Origin of the sequence: Solwaraspora sp. WMMD1047 (assembly GCF_029626155.1) — a bacterium.
Classification (GTDB): Bacteria; Actinomycetota; Actinomycetes; order Mycobacteriales; family Micromonosporaceae; genus WMMD1047.
Genome location: NZ_JARUBL010000001.1, coordinates 74147 through 99345 on the forward strand (window position 1 = coordinate 74147; position 25199 = coordinate 99345).

The following is a 25199-nucleotide window of genomic DNA, read 5'->3' on the forward strand; positions in this document are numbered from 1 at the left end:
TCGCATCCGATCACGCACTCGCCCGTACGTGCCGGTGGAACTTCGGCACCCGCATGCTCACCTTCGTACCCGATCCCGGGCCGGTCTCCACCACCAGCCCGAACTGGTCGCCGAAGACCGACCGGAGCCGTTCGTCGACGTTCGACAGGCCGACGTGCGCTCCGGCGTCGTCACCCGCGTAGCGGCTCGCCTCGGCGATGCCGGTGACCAGCGACGCCGGGTCCATTCCGACGCCGTCGTCCTCGACGGTGATGTGGCACTCCGCGCCGGCGTCGCGGGCCTCGATGCTCACCATACCGAGGCCGGGTTTGCGGGACAGGCCATGCCGTACTGCGTTCTCGACCAGTGGCTGCAGGCAGAGGAACGGCAGGCTGACCGGGAGCACCTCGGGGGCGATCTGGAGCCGGACCTGGAGCCGTTCGCCGAACCGGGCGCGTTCGATGGTGAGGTACCGGTCGATGGAGCGCAGCTCCTCGGCGAGCGTGGTGAACTCGCCGTGCGCCCGGAAGGAGTAGCGGGTGAACTCGGCGAACTCCAGGATCAGCTCGCGGGCCCGCTCCGGGTCGGTCCGGACGAACGAGGCGATCGCGGAGAGCGCGTTGTAGATGAAGTGCGGGCTGATCTGGGCCCGCAGCGCCCGCACCTCGGCCCGGGCCAGCCGCTCCCGGGACGAGTCGAGCTCGGCGAGGGCGAGCTGGGCGCCGGCCCAGTGGGCGGTCTCCAGGGTGGCCTGGACCAGCCCGGGGGCCGGCTGGTCGTCGGCGATCGCCACCAGCACCGCGGCCGGCAGGCCGTCCGCCGCCACCAACGGCGCCAGGACGGCCCCCCGGACCGGGCAGTCGATCCGGTCGCAGGGCAGCTCCGGCACGCCGAGCACGGTGGATCGCCCGGTCTCGATCGCCCGGCCGGCGGCGGCCAGGAACTGGCCGGCGTGGTGACTGCCCCGTCCGTCGATGGCGAGCAGGTCGGTCCGGTCGACCAGGGCGAGTCCGGCCGCGCCGACCAGGGCCCGCAGGTGTCGTACCGCCTTGGTGGCGGTGGTGGGGTTCAGCCCGGCCCGCAGCGGCTCGGCGGCCAGCCCGGCGGTGTGCAGTACGTCGTAGGTGGCGCGCTGGGTGGCCGTGGCGATGCCCCGCCGCGCCCGCAGCCGGACCACGGCGAACAGGGCGGCGGCCAGCGCGCTGATCAGCGCGAGCACCGCCAGCAGCGCGGAAAGGTTGGCCCCCACGGACAGATCTTTGCCGGTCACCGGGCCGCGCGCAAAGGTGGGTCGGTCAGTAGGCGCCCTTGCGGGCCAGCACGACGCCGATGGTGCGCCAGAGGATGCTCAGGTCGTACGCCAACGACCAGTTGTCGACGTAGTAGAGGTCGAGCCGGACCGCCTCGTCCCAGGAGAGGTCCGACCGGCCGGAGACCTGCCACAGACCGGTCATCCCGGGACGGACCAGCAGGCGTCGCCGGACGTCGCCGAGGAAGTCGCCGTCGTCGGCGGGCAGCGGTCGCGGCCCGACCAGCGACATCTCCCCCCAGAGTACGTTGATCAACTGGGGTAGTTCGTCGAGGGAGCTGGCCCGCAGGAACCGGCCGATCGGGAAGACCCGGGGGTCCTGCCTGATCTTGAAGAGCATGCCGTCGGTCTCGTTCTGGTCGACCAGGCCGGCGAGGCGGTCCTCCGCGTCCACGTACATGGTCCGGAACTTCCAGACCCGGAAGGTGCGACCCTCGTGGCCGACCCGGGGCTGCCGGAAGAAGACCGGGCCGGGGTCGGAGATCCGGATCGCGATCGCGATCGCGACGAAGAGCGGGGCCAGCAGGAGCAGCCCGAGGCCGGCCGCGACCCGGTCCATCAGGTTCTTCGCCAGCAGCGCCGGGCCGGACAGCGTCGGTTCCTCGACGTGCAGCAGCGGCAGGCCCTCGATCGGCCGGATGTGCACCCGGGGGCCGGCGATGTCGGTCAGTTGCGGCGCGACCACCAGGTCGATGCCGGAACCCTCCAGTTGCCAGGCGAGCCGGCGTAGTTCCCCGGGCTCGGCGCTGGCCGACCCGCACACCGCGATGGTGTCGCCGCCGACCTCCCGGACCAGCCCGAGCACGTCCCGACCGGCGTAGACCGGCACCGGGGTCTCGATGCCTCGGGCCGCGGCGTAGCCGTCGGTGAGGTGGATGGCGACCGGGATCAGCCCGGCGGCCGGGCTGCGGGTGACGGCGGTGTAGACCTCCAGGGCCTCCGGCAGGGTGCCGACCAGCACCATCCGGTGCGCCGCGTGCCGGATCTTCTTCCGGACCGTGTGCAGCACGTAGCGGGCCAGGTAGCGGAAGAACAGGATCAGGATCATCGCGCCCAGCAGCGCGGTGGCCACCGAGAGTCGTGACAGGTCGGTCTTGGTGGCGAAGGCGAGGAACGAGACGCTGGCCGCGACCGTGACCGAGGCCCGGATGACCCGCTTGAACTCGTCGGTGCCGAGCCCGAGATACCGCCGGTCGTACGCGCCGGTGCCCCAGAGCACGATCAGCCAGCCGAGCGGCAGCAGCAGGTAGGTGACCGTGTGGAACCAGGTCGGGTCGTCGTTGGCGTCGCTGAAGCCGGCGGTGGCCTTCTCGAACAGGGAGATGGAGATCCAACTCGCCAGCACGGCGGCGCCGAAGTCGAGCAGCAGCAGGATGGCGGTGTACGGCTGGTGCCATCGGGAGACCCGCCGACGGCCCTTCGCCCAGGCGGAGCGGGGAACCCCGTTGGGCGATTGCGGCACGGGTGCCTGAATTTCGAAGCTGTCGACGTGCCGCACCGGTCCACTCCGGCCGGTGCCAGTAATCGGGCGCTGGAGGCTTGTCGTCACCTCGGCTACGTCCTCCCGCATGACACGTGCCGGCCACTCGCCATAAGGGCTCGGGTCGCCCACCGTCCCAGTCTCCCACGCGGTCTGCGGTGCAACGTTGACCCGACGGACATTACGCCCACCGCCTTCGTGGTGCGGGCCCCGCGCGGCGGTCGATCCGACTGATCGACTGGCGCGCCATGGACCCGGGCCACTATACCGATGCCGGCGCATGGCGGCGGGGTCGGCAGTGGGCGATTCATTGCCCGGTGGGCGGTTTTTACCTCTCTGTTACTGCCGGGTCACCAACCGCCGTCGCCGGTCACCCTCCGTCACCGGACGAGCCGGGAGAGGCGTCGATCCGCGAGTGGTTTCCCGCCGGTCTGGCAGCCGGGGCAGTACTGCAGGCTGGAGTCGGCGAACGAGACCTCCCGCACGGTGTCGCCGCAGACCGGGCAGGGCAGCCCGGTGCGGCCGTGCACCCGCAGGCCGGACCGCTTCTCTCCCTTGAGCTCGGCGGCCCGTTGCCCCAGCGAGCGGCGGACCGCGTCGCCGAGCACCTCGTGGGTGGCCGCGTACAGCGCCGCCATCTTCTCGTCCGGGATCCGGTTCGTGATCGCGAACGGCGACAGTTTGGCGGTGTGCAGGATCTCGTCCGAGTACGCGTTGCCGATCCCGGCGAGCACCTCCTGGTCGGTGAGCACCCCCTTCACCTGACCGCGCCGGCCGCGCAGCCGCTCGGCGAAGGTCGCCTGGTCGGCGCCGAGCGCGTCCGGCCCGAGCCGGGCCACCCCCGGCACCAGCGTCGGATCGGTGACCAGGTACGCGGCCAGCCGCTTCTGGGTGCCCGCCTCGGTCAGGTCGAAGCCGGAACCGTCGTCGAGCCGGACCCGCAACGCGATCGGACCCTTGCCGGGCTTCAGCGGGACGGCCGCGGCGAACGCCTCCCGGTAGTGCAGCCAGCCGGCCCGGGACAGGTGGGTGATCAGGTGCAGCCCGCCGTCGAGCACCAGGTCGAGGAACTTGCCGTGCCGCCCCGCGTCGACGACCGCCCGCCCGGCCGCCGCGGTCGGCGGCGGGTCGTACGTCTTCAGGGCGCTGATCGCGGCGACCTCGATCCGGTCGACCCGCCGGCCGACCGCGCGCTCGCGCAGATAGCCGGCGAGCGCCTCCACCTCCGGCAGCTCCGGCACGCCGTCACCTCCACCGACCCGGGTTCCAGGAGTAACGGTAGCGTCTGACCCCGTGAAGGTGGTCGTGGCGCACAACCGGTACCGCTCTGCCCAGCCCTCCGGTGAGAACACGGTCGTCGACCAGGAGATCGAGCAGCTCACCGCGGCCGGCGTCGAGGTGGTCCCGTTCCTGCGCAGCTCGGACGAGATCCCGGCGATGTCCCGGCCAGCGAAGGCGCTGCTGCCCGTCTCGCCGATCTACGCGCCGGCCGCGCAACGGGAGCTGTCCCGCCTGATCACCACCCACCGTCCGGACGTGCTGCACCTGCACAACCCGTACCCGCTGCTGTCGCCCTGGGTGGTGCGGACCGCGCACCGGCACGACGTGCCGGTGGTGCAGACCGTGCACAACTACCGGCAGGTCTGCTCCTCCGGGATCTACTTCCGGGACGGGAAGGTCTGTCAGGACTGCGCCGGCCGGGCGTTCGGGGTGCCGGCAGTGGTGCACCGTTGCTATCGGGGCTCGGCCGCGCAGAGCGCGCTGATGGCCACGGCGCTGGCCGTGCACCGCCCGACCTGGCGGTCGGTGGACCGCTACCTCGCCCTCACCTCGGCGATCGGCGACCACCTGCGCGGGTACGGCATCCCGGCCGACCGGATCGTGGTCAAACCGAACGCCATCCCCGATCCGGGGCCGCCGGTGCCGCTCGGCGACGGTTTTCTCTTCCTCGGCCGGCTCTCCCCGGAGAAGGGCCTCGACCTGCTGCTGGACGCCTGGCGTCGGCACCCGGACGGCGCCCTCGGGCCGCTGCGGATCGGCGGCGACGGCGAACTGCGCCCGCTCGTCGAGGCCGCCGCCGCGCAGCGCGCCGACGTGCACTACCTCGGCTCGCTGGACCGGCCCGGGGTGGCCGCCGCGCTGCGCGACAGCGCGGTGGTGATCGCCGCCTCCACCTGGCACGACGTCCTGCCGACGGTGGTGATCGAGGCGCTCGCCGCCGGCCGGCCGGTGCTCGGCACCGCGCTCGGCGGCATCCCGTACCTGATCGGGCTGGACGACCCGGCGACCGCCGCCGGTTGGGTGGTGCCACCCGAGCCGGCGGCGCTGGCCGCCGCGCTGCCGGTGGCCCGGTCCGGCGCCGCCGGGCTCGCGGCGGCCGCCCGGTCGCGCTACGAGCGCACCTTCCACCCCGACGTGGTCACCAAGCGCCTGATCGACGTGTACGCCACCCTCGCCGGCGACGCGTGTATGTGACGCCGACCATCCGATGGGTGTGGTCGGTCAAGAGGTGGTTGAAGGTCGGGACGGTCTGACCGTGCGGCGATCTTGACTCGGGGAGATCTCGCTCCTACGATCTTCTCATGTTGAGATCTTCTCAGGTTGAGTATGACTAGTAGGGTGGATGCGGTGCGGGACGAGTTGGAGTTTCTGCGGGAGTACGACCCGAGGGCGTTTCCTCCGGTCGCGGTGACCGTCGACGTGGTGGCGCTGACCATCCGGGACCAGGCGCTGCACGTGCTGCTCGTCGAGCGGGCCGAGCCGCCCTTCGCCGGCTGGCGGGCGCTGCCCGGCGGCTTCGTCCGGGACGAGCCGATCGACGCGGCGGCCGTCCGGGAGTTGGCCGAGGAGACCGGGCTGCGGCCCGGGGCGGACAGCCTCGACCGGGTGCACCTCGAACAGTTGCGCAGCTACGGCGACCCCGGGCGGGACCCCCGGATGCGGGTCATCTCGATCGCGTACCTCGCCTTCGCGCCGGCCCTGCCGGACCCCCGGGCCGGCAGCGACGCCGCCGCGGCGGCCTGGGTGCCGACCACCGAGGCGCGCGGCCTCGCCTTCGACCACGACGCGATTCTCGCCGACGGGCTGGAGCGGGTCCGCGCCAAGCTGGAGTACACCCCGCTCGCGACCGCCTTCGTCGGCGCCGAGTTCACCATGAGCGAGCTGCGCGGCGTCTACACCGCCGTCTGGGGCGACGAGCCGCACGCGGCGAACTTCCACCGCAAGGTGCTCTCCGTCCCCGGCTTCGTGGTGGACACCGGGACGACCACCAGCCGGGGCGGCGAGCGGGGCGGCCCGAAGGCCCGGCTCTACCGGGCCGGCGACGCGACGACCCTGCAACCGGCGCTGCTGCGGCCGACCCGACCGGGCGGTGCCGGATGAACTTCGTCGAAGCGGCGGCCCGGGTGCGTACCGCCCGCACCCCGGACGACCTGTTCGGCGGGGCGGAGCCGGCGCGGGCGTACCGCCGATGGGTGAAGCTGGTGCACCCGGACTTCGCGCCACCCGGGCAGGACCGGGTCGCCACCGAGGCATTCGCCCGGCTTTCCACCCTGTGGGCCGAGCGCGGCGGACCGGGCACGGTGCTGACCACCCGGCGGGGCCGCTACACCGTCGGCGCCCAGGTCGCCGCCGGCGACCTCGCCAACCTGTACGAGCTGCGCCACGACCGGGGCGAGGCGCTGCTGAAGGTGCCCCGCGGAGTGACCGACAACGACCTGATGGCCCGGGAGGCTGCGGCACTCACCAGGCTGGACCGGCAGGGTGACCCGAAATTCCACGCCTACGTGCCGCGCCTGGTCGAGAGCTTCGTCCAGGAGGAGCCGTCGACCGGCGCCCGCCGCACGGCGAACATCGTCGTGCACTGCCGGGGCTTCGTCAGCCTGGCCGAGGTCGGCCGGCGGCTGCCGGCCGGAGTCGATCCGCGCGACGCGGCCTGGATGTGGCGGCGGCTGCTGGTCGCGCTCGGCTACGCCCACCGGGCCGGCGTGGTGCACGGGGCGGTCGTCGCCGAACACGTCCTCATTCACCCCGACGAACACGGCCTGGTGCTCGTCGACTGGTGCTACTCGGTGCTCCGCGACGGCGACCACGTGCCGGCGCTGGTCGCCCGGCACCGCGACGACTACCCACCCGAGGTGCCGGCCCGGCAACCCGCCTCGCCGGCCACCGACATCTACCTGGCCGCGCAGACGATGCGCCGGCTGATGGGCGCCCGCGCCCACCCGGCCCTGCGCCGGTTCGCGGACGGCTGCCTGCTGCCGGTGCCCCGGATGCGCCCGCCCGACGCCTGGCGGCTGCTGGCCGAACTCGACGACCTGCTCGAAGACCTGTACGGCCCGCGCCGGTTCCACCCGTTCGTGCTGCCACCGGAACCGCCCTGACCCCCACACCTGACCGGACCACCGACGCGACCGAGGGCACTGCCGAGAACCACGACAACCGAGCCGAGGAGAGCACCATGGGAAGCGGAAACTGGTCGACCGACGTCTACACCGCCGCCGCGAACTACCGCGCCGCCACCGGCCGGAGCGCCTTCGCGTACAGCGACAGCGGAGCCCGGACCGTGCACGACGCACTGAACCCGATGGGCGCCCGCCGGGAGAGCCGGGACAGCGCCGAACACCCCCGCAGCACGCCCATCGCCGTCCTCTTCGACGTCACCGGCTCGATGCGGAAGGTGCCCCGTACGCTGCAGGCCAAGCTGCCGCAACTGCTCGGCCTGCTACAGCGCAAGGGTTACGCGAAGGACCCGCAGATCATGTTCGGCGCGGTCGGCGACGCCACCTGCGACCGGGTGCCGCTGCAGGTCGGCCAGTTCGAGTCGGACAACCGGATGGACGAGGACCTGGCCCGGATCGTGTTGGAGGGTGGCGGCGGCGGCCAGCGCACCGAGTCGTACGAGCTTGCCATGTACTACCTGGCCCGGCACACCGCGCTGGACAGCATGGACAAGCGGGGCCGGCGCGGCTACCTCTTCCTGATCGGCGACGAGATGCCGTACCGCCAGGTCAAGCCGAAGGAGGTACGCCGGGTCATCGGCGACGAACTGGTCGAGCCGATCGCCGTCGAGGCGATCGTGGCGGAGCTGCGCCAACGGTACGACGTCTACTACATCCTGCCGTCCGGGTCGAGCTACGCCGGCGACCCGCAGATGCTCGGCTGCTGGCGCGACCTGCTCGGCCAGAACGTCATCGAACTCGACGACCTGGACGCGGTCTGCGAAACGATCGCGCTCACCGTCGGGCTGGCCGAGGACGCCATCGACCTCGACGCGGGCCTGCGGGACCTGGCCGACGTCGGCGGCGGCGGGACCGGCGACGTGGTCAGCCGGGCGCTGGCCCTGATCGGCGCGTCGCGCGAGGCGGGCGTCCGGGGCCGCGGCGCGGTCGTCCGGACCGGCCTGCCCGGCCTGAACGCAGGGACCGCGGGCCGCTTCGGCCGGGGTAACGGCGGCGGGAACGTGCGGCTGTGAGGCTCACCGACGAGCACGTCGCCGTGGTCGATCTCGGCTACGGCGACGCGGGCAAGGGCACGGTGGTGGACCGGCTCTGCGCGCCGGACCCCAACCCGACCGACGGCCACCCAGGCACCAGGTCGGCCGTGGCGGCGGTGGTCAGGTTCAACGGGGGCGCGCAGGCCGGGCACAACGTGGTCACCGCCGACGGCCGGCACCACACCTTCGCCCAGTTCGGCTCCGGCACGCTGCACGGGGTGCCGACCCACCTGTCGCGGTTCGTCGTGGTGGACCCGCTGGCGCTCGCCAGCGAGGCGGCCCACCTCGTCGGGCTCGGGGTGCCGGAGCCGTTCGGCCTGCTCACCGTCGATGCCGACGCGCTGCTGGCCACCCCGTACCACCGGGCGGCCAACCAGCTCCGGGAGCGGCGGCGGGGCGGCGACCGGCACGGCTCGTGCGGCATGGGCGTCGGGGAAACCATGGCGTACGCGTTGGCGCACGCCGACGCGCCCCGGGTCGGCGACGTCTGGTCGCCGGTCCGGCTGCGGCGGCTGCTGACCGCCGTCCGGGACCGGCTCACCGACCAGCTCGGCGACCTCGACGCGCCGCCGGTCGACGACGTGCTGGCCGCGTGCACCGCGTTCGGGGCGGCGGTGGAGGTGGTCGACGGCGCGGCCACCCGGCGCCGGCTGCTCGCCGCCGGCCGATGCGTCTTCGAGGGCGCCCAGGGGGTGTTGCTCGACGAGTGGTTCGGCTGGCACCCGTACACCACCTGGTCGACGACGACCTTCGACAACGCGGCGACGCTGCTGGCCGAGGCCGGCCGGGACGCGCTGCGGCTCGGCGTGGTGCGCAGCTACACCACCCGGCACGGCCCGGGGCCGCACGTCACCGAGGACCCGGCGCTGGCCGCGGAGCTGCCCGAGCCGCACAACGGGACCGGGCCGTGGCAGGGGGCGTTCCGGGTCGGCCACTTCGACGCGCCGGCCCACGCGTACGCGGTCCGGGTGGCCGGCGGGGTCGACGGGCTGGCGGTGACCCACCTGGACGCGCCGGGTCGGGCGCCGGGGCTGCGGGTCTGCACCGGGTACGCCGTCGACGACGGAATCCGCACCGAGATCACCCCGGGACAGCGGGGTGACCTGGCGTACCAGGAAGGGCTGACCGCGCTGCTCGGGCGGGCCCGGCCGGCGCGGCTGAGCCGGCCGGACGACTGGTCGGCCGCGATCGGTGGGCTGCTCGGCGCACCCGTGCTGCTGGAGTCCACCGGCCCCCGGGCCGAGGACAAGCGACTGTCCGACGGCCGGGCGCGGGAACCGGCGCTGACGGCCCCGGCCGGGTGACCGGGACGTGTGGTCCGTCCGCCGCCATTCGGTCGTTCGCGATTGTCGGGGTCACATCGGGGTATCTCGGGATTACGGTTCGGCAATCGGGAAGGGGAGTGCGGTGGTGGGGATGCCGCGGGACCGCGCCCCGGACAGCACGCTGGCCCTGCTCCGGGAGGGTTACCGGTTCATGTCCCGGCGGTTCGAGCGGTACGGCGCCGACGCCTTCCAGACCCGGCTGCTGGGCCGGCGCACCATCTGCCTGCGCGGCCGGGACGCGGCCCGGCTCTTCTACGACACCGACCGGATCGAACGCAACGGCGCGGCCCCCGGTCGGATCAGGAAGACCCTGACCGGCGTCGGCGGGGTGCAGGGGCTCGACGGGACGGAGCATCGCGACCGCAAGCGGATGTTCATGTCGATCATGACGCCGGCCAGCATCGGCGAACTGGGTGACCTGTTCGAGCGGCGGTGGCGGGACCGGATTCCGGCCTGGCGGCGGGCCGGCCGGGTGGTGCTGCACCACGAGGTCGGCTGGCTGCTCTGCCGGGCCGTGCACGACTGGGCCGGGGTGCCGCTCGACGACCACGACCTGCCACACCGCACCGGCCAGCTGCAGGCGATGATCGCCGGTCCGGGGGCCATCGCCACCGGCTATCTGCGCGGCCGGCTGGCCCGCGTCGCCGCCGAACGGACCGTCGCCGACCAGGTCCGGCGGGTACGCGCGGGCGAGCTGACCCCGCCGCCGGGCAGTGCGCTGCGGATCATCGCGGAGCACCGGGACGGCGAGGGTCGGCCGCTGGAGCCTCGGATCGCCGCCGTCGAGGTCCTGAACATTCTGCGACCCACGGTGGCGATCGACCGGTTCGTCACGTTCACCGCCGTCGCACTGCACGCGTACCCGCACCAGTGGGCGGGGCTGGCCGGCGACGAACGGGCCGAGGAGTTGTTCGTCCAGGAGGTGCGGCGCTGCTACCCGTTCTTCCCGGCCGTCCCGGGCCGGGTCCGGACCGCGTTCCGATGGCGGGAGTTCGACTTCCCGCGCGGCCGACGGGTACTGCTCGACCTGTACGGCACCAACCACGACCCGCGAACCTGGCCGGAGCCCGACCGGTTCCGTCCGCAGCGGTTCCGGGACTGGGACGGCGACCCGTTCAGCCTGATCCCGCAGGGCGGCGGCGAACACCACGTCGGCCACCGGTGTGCCGGGGAGTGGCTCACGATCGAGCTGATGCGGCGGGCGTTGCGCCTGCTCACCGGCGCGATGCGCTACGACGTGCCGGCGCAGGACCTGACGGTCCCGACCAGCCGGATCCCGGCGCTGCCCAGCAGCGGGTTCGTGATCTCCGACGTCCGGCCGGCGCCGGAGCCCGGCGAGATCGTCGCCGCCGGCGTCCGACCGGCCCGGTTCACCGAAGGGGCGTGGTGACGGTGGGTGGAAGGGACGGCTCGACGCCGGTGTTGCGCGGTGCGGCCCGGGGCGTCATTGCCGCCATGTCGATGTCCGGGGTGCGGCAGGTCACCACCGCGCTCGGCCTGCTGCCCCGGACCCCGCCCGAGTCGGTGCTCTCGGCCACCGCTCCCGCGCTGTTCCGGCGGGTGCCGCCGGACCGTCGGCAGGCTCTCGTCGAGCTGATGCACTGGGGGTACGGCGCCGCCGGTGGCGTGATCTTCGGCATCCTGCCGCGGGGAATACGCCGCCGGGCCTGGGCCGGCCCGGCGTACGGGTTCCTGTTCTGGGCGGGCTTCGAGGCGGTGCTGGCCCCGGCGCTGGGCATCAACCGCCGGTACGAATCAACGGATCAGCACGTCGCCCTGCTCGCCGACCACGTCCTCTACGGCGCCGTGGTGGCCGCCTCCCGGTGGCCGTACGCGGACTGACCTGGCTCGACTCGTTGGTGTCACTCGTAACGTCGGAGTGCTTTCATTGGTGCCGTGGCTAATCCGGCACTGCTGACCGTTGACGACGACCCGGCCGTCTCCCGTGCGGTCGCCCGCGACCTGCGGCGGCACTACGGCGACCGGTACCGGGTGGTACGCGCCTCCTCCGGCGCCGAGGCGCTGGACGCGCTTCGCGAGATCAAGCTCCGCGGCGACGAGGTCGCGGTGCTGCTGGCCGACTACCGGATGCCGGAGATGAACGGCATCCAGTTCCTCGAAGCGGCGATGGACCTGTTCCCCCGGGCCCGCCGGGTGCTGCTGACCGCGTACGCGGACACCGACGCCGCGATCAACGCGATAAACGTGGTGGACCTGGACCACTACCTGCTCAAGCCGTGGCACCCGCCGGAGGAGAAGCTGTACCCGGTGGTCGACGGCCTGCTGGAGGCGTGGTCGCGCGACCCGGTCGGCGAGCCGAACATGCTCCGGGTGGTCGGGCACCGCTGGTCGGCGCCGTCGTTCGAGGTACGCGACTTCCTGGCCCGCAACCTGGTGCCCTACCAGTGGCTGCTCGCCGACGAGCCGGAGGGCGGCCGGCTGCTGGCCGCGGCCGGCGCGGCGCCCACCGACGTACCGCTGGTGGTGACCCCGGACGGAACGGCGCTGGTGATGCCGTCGGAGGCCGACCTGGCCGCGCACATCGGGCTGAGCACCAGCCCGGCGTCGGACTTCTACGACCTGGTGGTGGTCGGCGCCGGCCCGGCCGGGCTGGGGGCCGCCGTCTACGGCGCCTCCGAGGGGCTGCGGACCGTCCTGGTGGAGCGGCGGGCCACCGGTGGGCAGGCCGGCCAGAGCAGCCGGATCGAGAACTACCTGGGCTTCCCGGACGGGGTTTCCGGTTCCCAGCTGACCGACCGGGCCCGGCGGCAGGCGTTGAAGTTCGGGGCGGAGCTGCTGACCACCCGGGACTGCGTCGGTCTGGAGGTGGCCGGTGCCACCCGGGTGCTGAAGTTCGGCGACGGCGCCTCTATCGCCGCCCACACGGTGGTGCTCGCCACCGGGGTCTCGTACCGGCAGCTCGACGTGCCGGGGCTGGCCGGGTTGACCGGGCGGGGGGTGTTCTACGGGTCGGCGTCGACCGAGGCGCCGAACTGCGCCGGGCAGGACGTCTACATCGTCGGCGGGGCGAACTCCGCCGGGCAGGCGGCCGTCTACTTCTCCCGGCACGCCGGGCGGGTGCACATCCTGGTCCGCTCCGGCGACCTGACCCGGTCGATGTCGCAGTACCTGATCGAGCAGATCGAACGGATCGACAACATCGAGGTGCACCCGTACACCCAGGTGGTGGCCGGGGAGGGCGACGACCACCTGGAGCGGTTGACGCTCTGCGACGGGCGCAGCGGCGAGCGCCGGGTGGTCAAGACGTCCTGGTTGTTCATCTTCATCGGCGCCGAGCCGCGCACCGACTGGCTTTCCGACGTGGTGGTCCGCGACGACCGGGGTTACGTGCTGACCGGCCCGGACCTGACCAGCGGCGGTCGCCGGCCGCCGGGCTGGGCGCTGTCCCGCGACCCGTACCTGCTGGAGTCGAGCGTGCCCGGGGTGTTCGCGGCCGGGGACGTGCGCGCCGACTCGATCAAGCGGGTGGCGTCCGCGGTCGGCGAGGGCGCCATGGTCGTCACCCTCGCGCACCGGTACCTGACGGCCACCTGAGGACGGTGACGCGATGACCACAAGTGACGGGACGGACCGGATCGACCGGGAGCGGCTGCGGTCGCTGTTCCTCTTCGAGGCGCTCGACGACGAGAAGCTCGGCCACCTCCAGGAGCACGGCCGGGTGATCCGCCGCGACGCCGGCGCCTGGATCTACACCGAGGGTGATCCGGCGGAGTGCTTCTACGTCGTGCTCGCCGGCGAGGTGGCGATGACCCGGCGGGTCCGGGGCGACGAGGTCGAGGTGAGCCGCACCAGCCAGCCGGGCGTCTACGGCGGCGCGACGCAGGCGTACATGTCCGGGATGAAGCAGGTCTACCCCAACGGCATGCGCGCCGTGACGGACGTCGAGCTGCTGGTGCTGCCGGCACAGATCATCGCCGACGCGATGAAGAGCTGGTATCCGATGGCGATGCACCTGCTGGACGGCCTCTTCATCGGCATGCAGAACATGCAGACGGTGATCGGCGAGCGGGAACGGCTGCTGGCCCTCGGGCAGCTCTCGGCCGGGCTGACCCACGAGCTGAACAACCCGGCCGCGGCGGCGGTCCGGGCCACCGCCGCGCTGCGCGACCGGATCGCCGCGATGCGGCACAAGCTTGCGATGATCGCCGACGGGCGGCTGGACGGCAGCAAACTGCGCCAGCTGGTCGGTCTGCAGGAGGCCGCGGTGGAGCGGGTGGCGAAGGCGCCCGAGCTGAGCCCGCTGCAGGTCAGCGACGCCGAGGACGAGCTGGGCGACTGGCTGGACGACCACGGGATCGCCGGTGGTTGGGAGCTGGCGCCGACGCTGGTCGCGGGTGGGGTGGAGGTGGCCTGGCTCGACCAGGTGGACGCGACGGTCGGCCCGGAGAACCTGGAGGCGGCGGTCCGCTGGCTCACCTACACCCTCGACACCGAGCTTATGATGCGGGAGATCGACGACGCGGTGGCCCGGATCTCCGGGCTGGTCGGGGCGGCGAAACAGTACTCGCAGCTGGACCGGGCGCCGTTCCAGACGGTGGACGTGCACGTCCTGCTCGACGCGACGATGGCGATGTTCGCCGCGAAGATCCCCTCCGGGGTACGGGTGGTGAAGGAGTACGACCGCAGCCTGCCGGCGATCCCCGCGTACGCGGCCGAGCTGAACCAGGTGTGGACGAACCTGATCGACAACGCGCTGGGGGCGATGGCCGGCGAGGGCGTGCTGACGCTGCGGACCGGCCGGCAGGAGGACCTGCTGCTGGTCGAGGTGACCGACACCGGGCCGGGCATCCCGCCGGAGGTGCGGCCGCGCATCTTCGAGCCGTTCTTCACCACCAAGCCGATCGGCGAGGGGACCGGCCTCGGTCTGGACATCTCCTACCGGATCGTGGTCAAGAAACATCACGGCGACATCCGGGTCGAATCCGAGCCGGGCCGGACCACCTTCCGGGTCTGCCTGCCGCTGAAGGACGCCTGACGAGGTCAGCCCTGGCGGGCCGCGAGGTTCTCGACGACTGATGTGACGATATTCCAGGATTCGTCGTCATTCGCATCGCCGGGGGTGCGGGCGGCGGAACCGGGCCACGTCGACGGACAGGTCGGCGATGTCCCACCGCAGCCGGTGCAGCGCGAGCATCTCGACCATTGTCAATGGGCGTAGCCTGAGGTGATGCGGCACATCGACTGGGGTCAGCGCGCGGCCCGCTGGTCCGGGATTCGCAGCGAGACAGTCGATCTGCACGGCGTGCGGGTGCACTACCTGAGAACTGATCAGGCGGGGACGTCGGGAGAGCCGGTTCACCTGCTCGTGCCCAACCCGGCAAACAGCGCCTCGAACTGGCTCGACGTGCTCGCGGAACTGCGAGCGCACGCGCACGTCATCGCGGTGGACCTGCCCGGCACGATCGCCGGTCACACCGCGCTGCCGAACCGGCGCGCGGCGAGCATCGAAGCCAACGCGCTGCTCCTGCGTGATCTCAGCGCCGCGCTTCAGCTCGGTCGGGTCGTGGTCCACGGCTGGTCGGCGGGCGGGATGATCGCGCTCTTGTTCGCCAGCCAGGCACCCGAACGGGTAGCCGGGCTCGTGTTGGCGGTCCCGGCACTTCCCACCCCCCTGAGCGCCAGCGAGGCGCGGATGTGGCGAACCTTCGGCAGGGTGGGGTTGGCCGCCGTCGCGCCTGTCGCCCGTGCGCTGCTCCGCGTTTCGGGGCGGCGCATCCTCGCTTGGAACCTGCGGCAACTCGACGATCCTGCGTCGATTGCGGGCAGCAGATGGAATACCGGTGGCGACCTGACGAAAATGTCGGCGGAAATCGCCGGTCTCATGCGCGACGAGATGTCTGCGGTCGAGCCGAAGCGAATGGCAAACGCGGTTACCGTATATGCCTCGGTGATGTCGCTGATGTTTGTCCGGCGGCGACCCGTGCTCGACGCGATGCGCCGGGTCGCGGCGCCGACTCTCCTGGTCTGGGGCGATGATGATCGCCTCACTCCCCGCGCGCCGATCGATGACTGGACGGCACGGCGGCCCGACTGGAACCTGGCGGTCCTCCACGGCGTGGGTCACGCGCCACCGTTCGAGGCCCCCGCCGATTACGCGCGCGCGGTCATCGACTGGTGTGGGCCCACGGGTTCCTGACCGGAAGAGCTGGTCGACTGGGGCGGCTGACCTGCCCGCGTATTGCCTTCAGGCCCAATATGCCGGAATGGCAATATACCACCGAGGCATAATTATGCCTGAGAGTCATATCGCTCAACGTGACCCTTTGACCCACCCCATAGCTCTCCGTGATCGCGGGTCGGTTCAGCCAGCGGCCGCAGCGCGGCTAACGCGGTTCGGCGAAGCCGGCGCGGGTCAGACCTTGCGCGGTCAGGAACTGGGCCTGCTCGACGATCGTGTTGGCCGGCACCGTGTGGAAGCAGTCGATGTCGCGACCCTGGTCGGTGCCGGTGAAGGTGCCGTCGACGACGGTCGCCTCGAACGCGAACCCGACCGGCCAGCCGGCGTAGCCGTCGGCCAGCATCTGCGGGTACTCCACGTACCCGATCATCGGTCCGACCTGGACCTTCACCGACAGTTCCTGCCAGGCGACCCGCTCCACGGCGCTGGTCAGCGGCTCGGCGAACCGGACCGTTCCACCCGGCAGGTGCCACTGACCCTTGCAGGGTTCGATGTCGCGCCGAACGAGCACCACGCCCGCCGGTGTGGAAATGACCACCTCGACGTTCAGCCGGGGCACTTTCGCGTATATGCGATCGAATTCCTCTTTTGGCAATGGATGCTGGTCCTGTCCCGACACGGCGCTAACTTAACACGCCCGCTTACCTGCTCGACCGCCTCGTGGCCGGGTGGCGGGCGCGTTGTCGACTTAGGTCTATCCGAAATAGCAACGAGGCCGACGATAGGCCCGGACACCCCCGGGACGCTAGGTATGGAGGACCGTCCGGTCCTCGCGCCAGATGGGGAGGAAGCATGAGTGCAGTGCCCGAGCAGGCCGGCGGAACCGACGAAGGGGGCAGCGCCGCCCGCGCCGAGGCGGTCACCAAGCGCTACGGCTCCCGGGACGCCGCCGTCGTCGCTCTCAACGAGGTGAGTCTCGAGATCCCGCGCGGCCGGTTCACCACCATCATGGGGCCGTCCGGCTCCGGGAAGTCCACCCTCATGCACTGCATGGCCGGGCTCGACCAGGTCAGCTCCGGGCGGGTCTTCGTCGGCGAGGTGGACCTGACCAGCCTGAACGAGAAGCGGCTCACCCAGCTGCGCCGGGACCGGATCGGCTTCATCTTCCAGGCGTTCAACCTGGTGCCGACGCTCACCGCCGAGGAGAACATCACCCTGCCGATGGACATCGCCGGCCGCAAGCCCGACCAGGGCTGGCTGGACTCGGTCATCGACGCGGTCGGGCTGCGCGACCGGCTGGACCACCGACCCAGTGAACTCTCCGGCGGCCAGCAGCAGCGGGTGGCGTGCGCCCGCGCGCTGGCCAGCAAGCCGGACATCATCTTCGCCGACGAGCCCACCGGCAACCTCGACTCCCGCTCCAGCGCCGAGGTGCTCTCCTTCCTGCGGGACTCGGTCCGCGACTCCGGGCAGACCGTGGTGATGGTCACCCACGATCCGATGGCCGCCGCCTACTCCGACGAGGTGGTCTTCCTCGCCGATGGCCGGATCGTGGACCGGATGCCGGAACCGACCGCCGAGAAGGTCCTGGAACGGATGAAGAGCCTCGACGTACCGGCGCAGGCCGCATCGGCCACGGACACGGCGACCGACGACGAGCCGGCCACGGACGCGGCGGCCACGGCGGCGGCCGACGAGGAGCCGGTGAAGTCCGCGGACGAGCCGGCGAAGCCGGCTGATGATTCGGCGAAGGTCGACAGCGAGCCGGCGAAGGCCGACGCCCGATGATCGCGAAGCTCGCCCTGCGCAGCCTCCGCGCGCACAAGCTGCGGCTCGGGCTGACCGCGATCGCGGTGATCCTCGGCGTCTCCTTCGTCTCCGGCACCCTGATCTTCCGCGACACGATGAGCCAGAGCTTCGACGACCTCTTCTCCGAGGCGTACGCCGAGGTCGAGATCGTGGTCCGGGCGGAGCGGTCGTTCAGCACCGACGAGTCGGTGGTCCGGCCGGTGCCGGAGTCGGTGCTGACCACGATCGACGAGAAGGTGCCGGACGCGAACCTCGTCTACGGCTCGCTGGAGGGCTACGCGGCGGTCGTCGGCAGCGACGGCGAGGTCATCGGCGCCACCGGCACCCCGCAGATCGGCGGCGCCTGGGTCGACGACCCGACCTCCGGGATGAAGATCGTCTCCGGGACCCAGCCACGGGCACCGGACGAGATGGTCCTCGACAAGGTGAGCGCCGACGCCGGCGGGCTGCGCCCCGGCGACGAGGTGCAGGTACTCACCCAGGGTCCGACCCAGACCATGCGGATGACCGGCACGTTCGAGTTCACCGGCCGGCAATCGCAGCTCAACGGCGTGATGAGCTACGCGGCGTTCCTGCCCGAGGTGGCCCAGACCGCGCTGGTCAAGGAGGGGCACTACTCCGAGATCCTGGTCTTCGCCAAGCGCGGGGTGCCGCAGGACCAGGTGCTGCGGCAGGTGCAGGCGGTGCTGCCGGCCGGCTTCCAGGCCACCACCGGCCAGGAGGAGATCGAGGAGGCCAAGGCACAGATCAAGGAGTTCCTGGACTTCGTCGGAATCTTCCTGCTGGTCTTCGCGGCCGTGTCGATCTTCGTCGGGTCGTTCATCATCTTCAACACCTTCGCGATGCTCGTCGCCCAGCGGACCCGGGAGTTGGCCCTGCTGCGGGCGATCGGCGCCAGCCGCAGCCAGGTCACCCGCTCGGTACTCGGTGAGGCGCTCGGCATCGGGATCATCGGCTCCACCCTCGGGCTGGCCGCCGGCGCGGGGCTGGCCCTCGGGCTGGAGGAGCTGATCGGGCTGATCGGGGTGGAGCTGCCGACCACCGGGCTGACCCTCAACGGCGGCACCATCTTCTGGTCGTACCTGGTCGGAATCGTGGTCACCGCGGTGGCGGCGTACTTCCCGGCCCGGCGGGCCTCGAAGATCCCGCCGGTCGCGGCCATCCGCGACAAGGTCGCCACCCCGTCGGCCCGGTCCGGGCGGATGCGCCTCATCGGCGGCGGGATCACCATCGCGTTCGGGGTGCTCGTCGTGCTGATGGGCTTCGGCAGCGCCAGCACCAGCACCGAGGACGCCACCTTCCTGGTCGGCGTCGGCACCGGCATCGTGCTGCTCGCCATCGGCCTGCTCGGCCCGGTGCTCAGCCGGCACGTCACCGGCGCGATCGGCTGGCCGTTCGCCCGGCTGGCCGGCACCGTCGGCCGGCTGAGCCGGGAGAACGCCCGGCGCAGCCCGCGCCGGACCGCGGCCACCGCCGCCGCGTTGATGATCGGCCTGACCCTGGTCTCGTTGGTCTCCGTGCTCGCCGCCTCGATGAAGGCGTCGGTGGACGCGGTCTTCGAGCGGGAGTTCGGCGCCGACTACTCGCTGGAGGCGACGAGCTTCACCGGGTTCAGCGCCGACGCCTTGCGGGCGGTCGAGAACGCGCCCGGCGTGCGGTCGGTGACCCCGGTGCAGTACGGCGCGGTCGAGGTCGACGGCGAGCGGCTGCTGCTGATGGTGGCCGACCCGGCCCAGCTCGCCGGACCGATCAAGCTGGACGTCGAGGACGGTGCCGCCACGCTCGGCAGCGACGAGCTGCTGGTCCAGCGGAACGTCGCCGACAGCCGGGGCTGGCGGGTCGGCTCGACCGTCACCGCCGAATACCCCGACGGCGCCACCGCCTCGCTGCGGATCGCCGGGATCTACGCCGAGAGCCAGCTGGTGACCCGGCAGTACATCATGACGCCGGAGAGCTACCGGCCGCACGCCCCGACCAGCCTGGTCAACGCGGCCTACGTGGACACCAACGACGGGGTACGGGTCCGGTCGGCGCTGGAGTCGGCGCTGGCCGCGTACCCGAACGTCAACCTGCAGGACCGGCAGGAGGCCAAGGAGAAGGCCCGGGCCGACGTCGACGAACTGCTCGGCATCGTCATCGTGCTGCTGCTGCTCTCGATCATCATCGCGGCACTGGGGATCGTGAACACCCTGGCCCTGTCGGTGATCGAGCGGACCCGGGAGATCGGCCTGCTCCGGGCGGTCGGGATGAGCCGCCGCCAGCTGCGGCGGATGGTCCGCTACGAGTCGGTGGTGATCGCCCTCTACGGAGCGGCGCTCGGCGTACTCCTGGGGTTGCTCTTCGGCTGGGCCAACCAGCGGATCATGGTGGAGCAGGGGGTCGAGGTGCTGGCCATCCCGTACGGCCAGCTCGCCCTCTACACCGCGGCCGCCGCCCTGGTCGGGGTGATCGCCGCGATCTGGCCGGCCCGGCGGGCGGCCCGGATGGACATCCTGCGGGCGATCGCCACCCAGTGACCGGTCGGTCCCGCAACGCCGCTGGCCCGCACCCCTTGGCGGGGGTGCGGGCCAGCGGGCGTCGCGGTGCTGCTCAGTCGGTCTTGCGGAACTTGGCGATCGCGATGGCCAGCATGAGCACCCCGGCGCCGCCGACGACGGAGAGCTGGACCAGCACCGGAACCGTCCAGCCGAACCACTCGATGCCCGGGTTGAACAGCTGCTGGATGTGCGGTGGCGGGTCGAGGTGGCCGAAGACCGCCTGCCGCATCGGATCGACCGCGTAGGTGACCGGGTTGACCCGGGTGAGCGCGGCCAGCCAGCCGGGCAGGTTGCCGATCGGGAAGAAGGCGCCGGAGAGGAACATCAACGGCATCAGCATCATCTGGCTGACCCCGAAGAACGACTCGATGCTGCGGACCCGGGCCGCCGCCATCACCCCGAACGCCGTGATCGCGAACGCGGCGAGGAACATCTCACCGAGCAGGGTTAGCATCAGCAGCGGGTCGTACGGGATGCCGACGAAGCCGGCCAGCGCGAGCACCAGGGCGCCCTGGGCGGTGGCGAGGGTGGCGCCGCCGAGCACCTTGCCGATCACGATGGCGCCCCGGCTGACCGGCGCCACCAGCATCTCCCGCAGGAACCCGAACTCCCGGTCCCAGACCACCGAGGCGGCCGAGGACATCGCGGTCAGGATGACCGACATGGCGATCACGCCGGGGAACAGGAAGGTGCGCATGTCCACCCCGCCGGTCTCGTCCGGCAGCAGGGAACCCAGCCCGGCGCCCATCACGAAGAGCCAGAGGATGGCCTGGAGGAGCATCGACGAGGCCCGCTTGCCGTCCCGGCTGAAGCGGATCATCTCCCGGTGGAACACGATCCGGACCGCTCGCAGGTCGGCGGCGATCCCGCTGCGCGGGGCCCGCGCCCGGACCGCTTCGGTCGTGACCATCGATCATCTCCTCACGTTCATACGCGCCCATTCATTGCCGCCGTCGGCCGACTCGGCGTCGCGGATGGTGGAACCGGTGTGGCTGAGGAACACGTCGTCAAGCGACGGACGGGACACCTGCACCGAGGTGATCGGCACCCCGAGCTTGGCGAAGAGCAGCGGTACGAACTCCTCGCCGTTGGCCACCGCGAAGGTGACCGTGCCCTCCCGGGTCTCGGCGGTGATGCCGAAGCGGGACTCCAGGGCCGCGATGGTGGCCTGGTTGTTGGCGGTCCGGATGCGTACCCGGTCCTTGCCGACGGCGGCCTTCAACGCGGCCGGGGTGTCCAGCACGACGATCGAACCGTGATCCATGATCGCGATCCGGTCGCAGTACTCCGCCTCCTCCAGGTAGTGCGTGGTCATCAGGATGGTGATGTCGTCGAAGACCCGGAGCTGGTTGATGTAGCTCCAGATGGCCGCCCGGGTCTGCGGGTCGAGGCCGACGGTGGGCTCGTCGAGGAAGAGCACCCGCGGCGAGTGGAGTAGGCCGCGGGCGATCTCCAGCCGCCGCTTCATCCCGCCGGAGTAGGTGTCCACCCGGCTGCCGCGCCGCTCCCAGAGCCCGACCATCTCCAGCACGTGGTACATGCGCTCTTCGACCATCGATTTCGGTACGCCGTACAGCTCGGCGTGGAAGCGCAGGTTCTGCTCGCCGGTCAGGTAGCCGTCGAGGGTGGTCTCCTGGAAGACCAGGCCGATGTCGCGGCGTACCTCGTCCCGCTCGGCCACGATGTCGTGGCCGGCCACCGTGGCGGTGCCGCCGGTGGGGCTGGCCAGCGTGCAGAGCATGTTGATCGTCGTGCTCTTGCCGGCGCCGTTCGGGCCGAGCAGCCCGAACACCTCGCCCCGGCGGACCGTGAAGTCCACCCCGCGGACCGCCTCCACCTCGCCGAAGCTCTTGCTGAGCCCGGCGGTGGCGATGATCGGGTCGCCGCCGCTCATGACCGCCGCACCCGGGTCGGCGAGAAGAACGGCAGGAACGGCGGCGGGTCCTGGGTGGCGGCCGAGATCGCCAGCAGGATGCCGGCGCTGCCGGTGACCAGGTCCATCGAGAGCCGGAAGCCGAGGCTGCCCGGGAAGGCGAGGTGCCCCTGGTACGACAGCGCGTGCCAGGACAGCTCGCGCAGGTGCCGGCGCAGCGTCTCGCGGTGGTCGACCCGGTGGTTGAGCCGGGACAGGGTGGCGATCTGGCTGGCGAAGCCGCGGAACAGGTCGGCCTGGATCGCGTACCGGCGGCAGGAGCCGAGCAGCAGCGCCGGCAGGCTGTCCCGGGACCGGTCGTCGTCGCGGTGCTCCAGCAACTCGTCGATGACCAGCGCGATCCCGGCGCTGCCGACCTCCAGGTACGGCATGGTCCGGACCCCGGCCTCCTCGACCATCAGGGAGCCGTCGTCGTTGGTGACGCACCGGTCGAGGTCGAGGTGCACCGCCTGCACCGCCAGATCGAGGTAGCCGGGGTCGGCGGTCTCCTCGTAGAGCCGGATCAGGTAGAGCGCCACCCCGGACCAGCCGCGCATCGCGCCGGCCTCGACCGGCTTGGCGGTCGGCGGGCGGGGGCGGGCGAGGACCCGGCCGGGGTCGTTGTGCCGGACCGCGTCGGCGAGCCGGGTGGCCACCGTCACGGCCTCGTCCCGCAGGCTCCGGTCGTCGCGGGAGCGGGCGAAGTGCAGCAGGGTGGCGCCGATGCCGGGGAGTCCGGAGAAGACCGAGATGCCGTGCCGGGACCGGGTGTCGGTCAGGTGCCGGTCGACGAGTTCGTCGGCCTGGTCGGCGTACCCGAGGTGGTCGAGGGTGTAGGCCAGGCCGGCGACCCCGTCGTAGAAGCCGGGTCGGGGTCGGGACAGCTGCCGGGAGCGGTCGAGCAGCCAGCGTTCGTGCTCCGGGTAGCGGCCGTGGCCGGTGACCGCCAGGGTCCAGAGCACGCCGGCCGCGCCGTACGCGAAGTTGAGCCCGCCGTTCGGGGCGAACTGCTCGACCGCGCCGGGGAAGAGCCGGTCCTCACGTTCCGGGGTGGCCGAGCTGAGGATCGCACCGGTGATCGACTTGGCGGCCGCGGCCGGGTCGGCGAGCAGCACGTCGAAGTCGACCGGCGGCTCCCCGGCCGGGCCGGCCGGCTTTGGCGCCGCCTTCGCCGTCGTCGGGGTCGCCTCGGGGGAGGCCAGCTCGGCGAGGATCGACTCCGCCCAGCCGGGGGGCACCGGGAAGTTGTCGGTGAGGATGCGGACGAAGTGGAACACCTTGCTCGGCTCCAGCACCGAGATCCGGCTCAGGGTCAGGAAGATCGCCAGCTTGACCGACGCCAGCGCGTACCGGTCGACGTCGACGCCGCTCTTGTCCCGCCGGCCGAAGCCGGTGGCCCGCAGGCCGGGCCGCCATTCGGTGTCGGTGGCGTCGAAGGCCAGCTCGAAGTCGACAAGCGCCACCGAGTCGTCGGGGCGCACCATGATGTTGCCCAGGTGCAGGTCACCGAAGACGACCCCGCGTTCGTGCATGGCGGCGACCAGGGCCTCCACCTGCCCGACGATGTGCACGGCCCGGCGGGTGTAGTCGGCGATCTCCGCCGCGGTGGGGTCGGCCTTGATCACCCACGGGTGGTGCACCCCGTACCAGACGTGCAGCGGTTGACCGTCGATGTACTCCTCGGCCAGGAAGTGGTGCCCGCCGACCTCGAACTGTTCGTACAGTTCGGGCACCCCGGGGATGCCGGCCAGCCGCTCCAGCGCCCACTTCTCCCGGCGCTGTCGGGTCACCCCGTCCTCGTGGTTGTCGTCCATCCCGGCGTACGGCCGGGCCTCCTTGAGGATGACGGTGGCGCCGTCGGCGACCCGGTCGGCGAGGTAGATGCCGCCGGCGTTGGAGAAGTGCAGCGCGCGGCGGACCCGGTAGGGGGCCGGCTGGCTGGCGCCGGCCTTGCGGGCCTCGATGTGCGGGGCCAGTACGGCCGGCACGGGTGCCCACTCGGGCGGGCTGAAGAAGGCCCGGCGCTGGTCCGGCTCGATCGTCCCGTCCGGCCGGCGGAACCCGGAGACCCATTCGCCGTTGGCGTCCAGGCAGTCCATCTCGACGAAGGCGCCGTACCGGACGTAGACGGGCCCGTCACCGATCCGCAGGTCACTGAGGATGTACGGACCCGGCTCGCCGGCGGTGAGCCGGGCCAGGTCCTCGACGATGGTGCCGAACTGCTCCTCGTCGGCGGGGTAGATGGTGATCAGCTTGCCGCTCGATCCGCGGGCCGCGTACTTGGCGTTGAGGGCGAGCAGCATGTTGCGGTCCCGCAGGTGCTTGAACGGGATGCCGCGTTCGACGCAGTAGTCCCAGACCAGGCTGCAGAGCCGGTCGGCGTTCGTCAGCGTGGCCGAGATGTGGATCTTCCAGCCCTGTTCGGGGAGCTGGTGCCCGTCCGGCCGCAGCGAGACCCAGATCCGCCGCTCCCGGCGGGTCCAGCCGGCCGGGGTGGGCCGGCCGGCGACGGTGAAGTCGCGGTCCGGCAGGAAGCCGGGGCCGGCGTTCCAGCGGCTCACGTCGTCGAAGAAGATCGGATCGGCAAAACAGAAGAACTGCTTCAGTTCGAACATGCCTCTCCTCCGCCCTGGTCGGCCAGTTCGACGCGAAGTCGCTCGACCGATTCGATAAGCGTCCATAGTGGAGCTGCACCGGCCGCGTCCCGGCGGCCGGTGGTCAGGCTGGTGGCCGGCTGGGTCGGGGCCACCACGACGTTGCGCCGTTCGGCGAGCCGTTTGAGGTTCTCCACCACGACCGGGTTCTGGTCGGCGCCCGGCGGCAGCGACGGGGCGATGCCGATCGCCGCGGTGGTGCACTGCAGGGCGAGCAGCGCCGGGGTGTCGGCGAGCCCGACTGCCAGCCGGGAGATGAAGTTCAGGCAGGCGGGGTAGACCACCACCGCGTCGCTCCACTCGGCGAGCCGGACGTGGATCGCGTCGGGCTGCGGCTCCTCCGGCCACCGGTCGTCGATCGGGACCAGCTGGGTGAGGGCGCTGACGGCGTGCCGGCTGACGAAGCGTTCCCCGCTGCGGGTGAGGACCACCTGCACCGCAAGCTCGGGATAGCTGGTCTTGAGCCAGTTCAGCCAGAACGGCAGCTGGACGATCGAGATCGCGCCGGTGCCGACGAGGAGCAGCCGACGCGCACCGAAGCTGGGCGCGGGAAGTTTCACC

19 protein-coding genes and 1 pseudogene are annotated in these 25199 nt (G+C 71.9%); 12 read left to right on the plus strand and 8 right to left on the minus strand.

The window, feature by feature from the left end:
- Positions 1 to 10 precede the first annotated feature (10 nt).
- The 3 genes from O7627_RS00335 to O7627_RS00345 all read right to left on the minus strand — a co-directional run bounded on the left by O7627_RS00335 (position 11) and on the right by O7627_RS00345 (position 4009).
- The gene (locus O7627_RS00335; RefSeq protein ID WP_278091487.1) at positions 11 to 1228 is read right to left on the minus strand and encodes a histidine kinase; all 1218 of its coding nucleotides are present in this window, start codon (positions 1226 to 1228) and stop codon (positions 11 to 13) included.
- 46 nt (positions 1229 to 1274) lie between these two features.
- Complete coding sequence (locus O7627_RS00340; protein ID WP_278091488.1) at positions 1275 to 2786, minus strand: sugar transferase; 1512 nt, start codon at positions 2784 to 2786, stop codon at positions 1275 to 1277.
- 362 nt (positions 2787 to 3148) lie between these two features.
- Positions 3149 to 4009: a DNA-formamidopyrimidine glycosylase family protein gene (locus tag O7627_RS00345; protein ID WP_278091489.1), complete on the minus strand. Its 861-nt coding sequence runs from the start codon at positions 4007 to 4009 to the stop codon at positions 3149 to 3151.
- Between the two features lie 52 nt (positions 4010 to 4061).
- Here O7627_RS00345 and O7627_RS00350 point away from each other — a divergent pair, with 52 nt between their 5' ends.
- From O7627_RS00350 to O7627_RS00395, 10 genes are all read left to right on the plus strand, one after another.
- Positions 4062 to 5243, plus strand: a complete 1182-nt coding sequence (locus O7627_RS00350) for a glycosyltransferase family 4 protein (protein ID WP_278091490.1) — start codon at positions 4062 to 4064, stop codon at positions 5241 to 5243.
- Positions 5244 to 5396: 153 nt separating this feature from the next.
- Positions 5397 to 6149: an NUDIX domain-containing protein gene (locus O7627_RS00355; protein WP_278091491.1), complete on the plus strand. Its 753-nt coding sequence runs from the start codon at positions 5397 to 5399 to the stop codon at positions 6147 to 6149.
- A complete protein-coding gene (locus O7627_RS00360; protein ID WP_278091492.1) occupies positions 6146 to 7150 on the plus strand; it encodes a molecular chaperone DnaJ in 1005 nt (334 codons plus the stop codon). Before O7627_RS00355 ends, O7627_RS00360 begins: the two co-directional genes overlap by 4 nt.
- Positions 7151 to 7227: 77 nt before the next feature.
- A complete protein-coding gene (locus O7627_RS00365) occupies positions 7228 to 8241 on the plus strand; it encodes a hypothetical protein (RefSeq protein ID WP_278091493.1) in 1014 nt (337 codons plus the stop codon).
- A complete protein-coding gene (locus O7627_RS00370) occupies positions 8238 to 9566 on the plus strand; it encodes an adenylosuccinate synthetase (protein WP_278091494.1) in 1329 nt (442 codons plus the stop codon). The genes O7627_RS00365 and O7627_RS00370 overlap by 4 nt, the downstream gene beginning before the upstream one ends.
- Before the next feature lie 112 nt (positions 9567 to 9678).
- Positions 9679 to 10977 carry a cytochrome P450 gene (locus O7627_RS00375; RefSeq protein WP_278098096.1) on the plus strand — a complete coding sequence of 433 codons (1299 nt, stop codon included), beginning with the start codon at positions 9679 to 9681 and terminating at the stop codon, positions 10975 to 10977.
- A 2-nt stretch (positions 10978 to 10979) separates the two neighbouring features.
- Positions 10980 to 11429 carry a hypothetical protein gene (locus O7627_RS00380; RefSeq protein ID WP_278091495.1) on the plus strand — a complete coding sequence of 150 codons (450 nt, stop codon included), beginning with the start codon at positions 10980 to 10982 and terminating at the stop codon, positions 11427 to 11429.
- 54 nt (positions 11430 to 11483) lie between these two features.
- Positions 11484 to 13142 carry an FAD-dependent oxidoreductase gene (locus O7627_RS00385; protein WP_278091496.1) on the plus strand — a complete coding sequence of 553 codons (1659 nt, stop codon included), beginning with the start codon at positions 11484 to 11486 and terminating at the stop codon, positions 13140 to 13142.
- 13 nt (positions 13143 to 13155) lie between these two features.
- Entirely contained in the window at positions 13156 to 14583 is a 1428-nt protein-coding gene (locus tag O7627_RS00390) for an ATP-binding protein (RefSeq protein ID WP_278091497.1), read from the plus strand.
- Between the two features lie 192 nt (positions 14584 to 14775).
- On the plus strand, positions 14776 to 15744 hold the full coding sequence (locus tag O7627_RS00395; protein WP_278091498.1) for an alpha/beta hydrolase: 969 nt from the start codon (positions 14776 to 14778) through the stop codon (positions 15742 to 15744).
- A gap of 187 nt (positions 15745 to 15931) precedes the next feature.
- Here O7627_RS00395 and O7627_RS00400 read toward each other — a convergent pair whose 3' ends face one another.
- Positions 15932 to 16345 carry an NUDIX hydrolase gene (locus tag O7627_RS00400; RefSeq protein WP_278091499.1) on the minus strand — a complete coding sequence of 138 codons (414 nt, stop codon included), beginning with the start codon at positions 16343 to 16345 and terminating at the stop codon, positions 15932 to 15934.
- A 233-nt stretch (positions 16346 to 16578) separates the two neighbouring features.
- Between O7627_RS00400 and O7627_RS00405 the strand changes: the two are divergent.
- Both O7627_RS00405 and O7627_RS00410 read left to right on the plus strand, forming a co-directional pair.
- Positions 16579 to 17337: pseudogene (locus O7627_RS00405) on the plus strand (ABC transporter ATP-binding protein); the annotation flags it as partial.
- Positions 17338 to 17510: 173 nt separating this feature from the next.
- Positions 17511 to 20051: an FtsX-like permease family protein gene (locus tag O7627_RS00410; protein WP_278091500.1), complete on the plus strand. Its 2541-nt coding sequence runs from the start codon at positions 17511 to 17513 to the stop codon at positions 20049 to 20051.
- A gap of 73 nt (positions 20052 to 20124) precedes the next feature.
- On the opposite strand, the gene O7627_RS00415 is transcribed toward O7627_RS00410, so the two are convergent.
- Genes O7627_RS00415 through O7627_RS00430 form a run of 4 tightly spaced genes read right to left on the minus strand, consistent with a single transcriptional unit; the run spans position 20125 to position 25198 of the window.
- The gene (locus O7627_RS00415) at positions 20125 to 20982 is read right to left on the minus strand and encodes an ABC transporter permease (protein ID WP_278091501.1); all 858 of its coding nucleotides are present in this window, start codon (positions 20980 to 20982) and stop codon (positions 20125 to 20127) included.
- 3 nt (positions 20983 to 20985) lie between these two features.
- Positions 20986 to 21966 (minus strand): ATP-binding cassette domain-containing protein, encoded by a 981-nt coding sequence (locus O7627_RS00420; RefSeq protein WP_278091502.1) that lies wholly within the window; start codon positions 21964 to 21966, stop codon positions 20986 to 20988.
- Positions 21963 to 24599: a class III lanthionine synthetase LanKC gene (gene lanKC / locus O7627_RS00425; RefSeq protein ID WP_278091503.1), complete on the minus strand. Its 2637-nt coding sequence runs from the start codon at positions 24597 to 24599 to the stop codon at positions 21963 to 21965. The genes O7627_RS00420 and lanKC overlap by 4 nt, the downstream gene beginning before the upstream one ends.
- The gene (locus O7627_RS00430) at positions 24587 to 25198 is read right to left on the minus strand and encodes a flavoprotein (RefSeq protein WP_278091504.1); all 612 of its coding nucleotides are present in this window, start codon (positions 25196 to 25198) and stop codon (positions 24587 to 24589) included. The genes lanKC and O7627_RS00430 overlap by 13 nt, the downstream gene beginning before the upstream one ends.
- Between the last annotated feature and the right edge of the window lies 1 nt (position 25199).

Coding starts and splice junctions, on each gene's coding strand:
- O7627_RS00360 (WP_278091492.1), top strand. CDS start 6,146: ATGAACTTCGTCGAAGCGGCGGCCCGGGTGCGTACCGCCCGCACCCCG.
- O7627_RS00365 (WP_278091493.1), top strand. CDS start 7,228: ATGGGAAGCGGAAACTGGTCGACCGACGTCTACACCGCCGCCGCGAAC.
- O7627_RS00375 (WP_278098096.1), top strand. CDS start 9,679: ATGCCGCGGGACCGCGCCCCGGACAGCACGCTGGCCCTGCTCCGGGAG.
- O7627_RS00390 (WP_278091497.1), top strand. CDS start 13,156: ATGACCACAAGTGACGGGACGGACCGGATCGACCGGGAGCGGCTGCGG.
- O7627_RS00395 (WP_278091498.1), top strand. CDS start 14,776: ATGCGGCACATCGACTGGGGTCAGCGCGCGGCCCGCTGGTCCGGGATT.
- O7627_RS00410 (WP_278091500.1), top strand. CDS start 17,511: ATGATCGCGAAGCTCGCCCTGCGCAGCCTCCGCGCGCACAAGCTGCGG.
- O7627_RS00415 (WP_278091501.1), bottom strand. CDS start 20,982: ATGGTCACGACCGAAGCGGTCCGGGCGCGGGCCCCGCGCAGCGGGATC.
- O7627_RS00420 (WP_278091502.1), bottom strand. CDS start 21,966: ATGAGCGGCGGCGACCCGATCATCGCCACCGCCGGGCTCAGCAAGAGC.
- lanKC (WP_278091503.1), bottom strand. CDS start 24,599: ATGTTCGAACTGAAGCAGTTCTTCTGTTTTGCCGATCCGATCTTCTTC.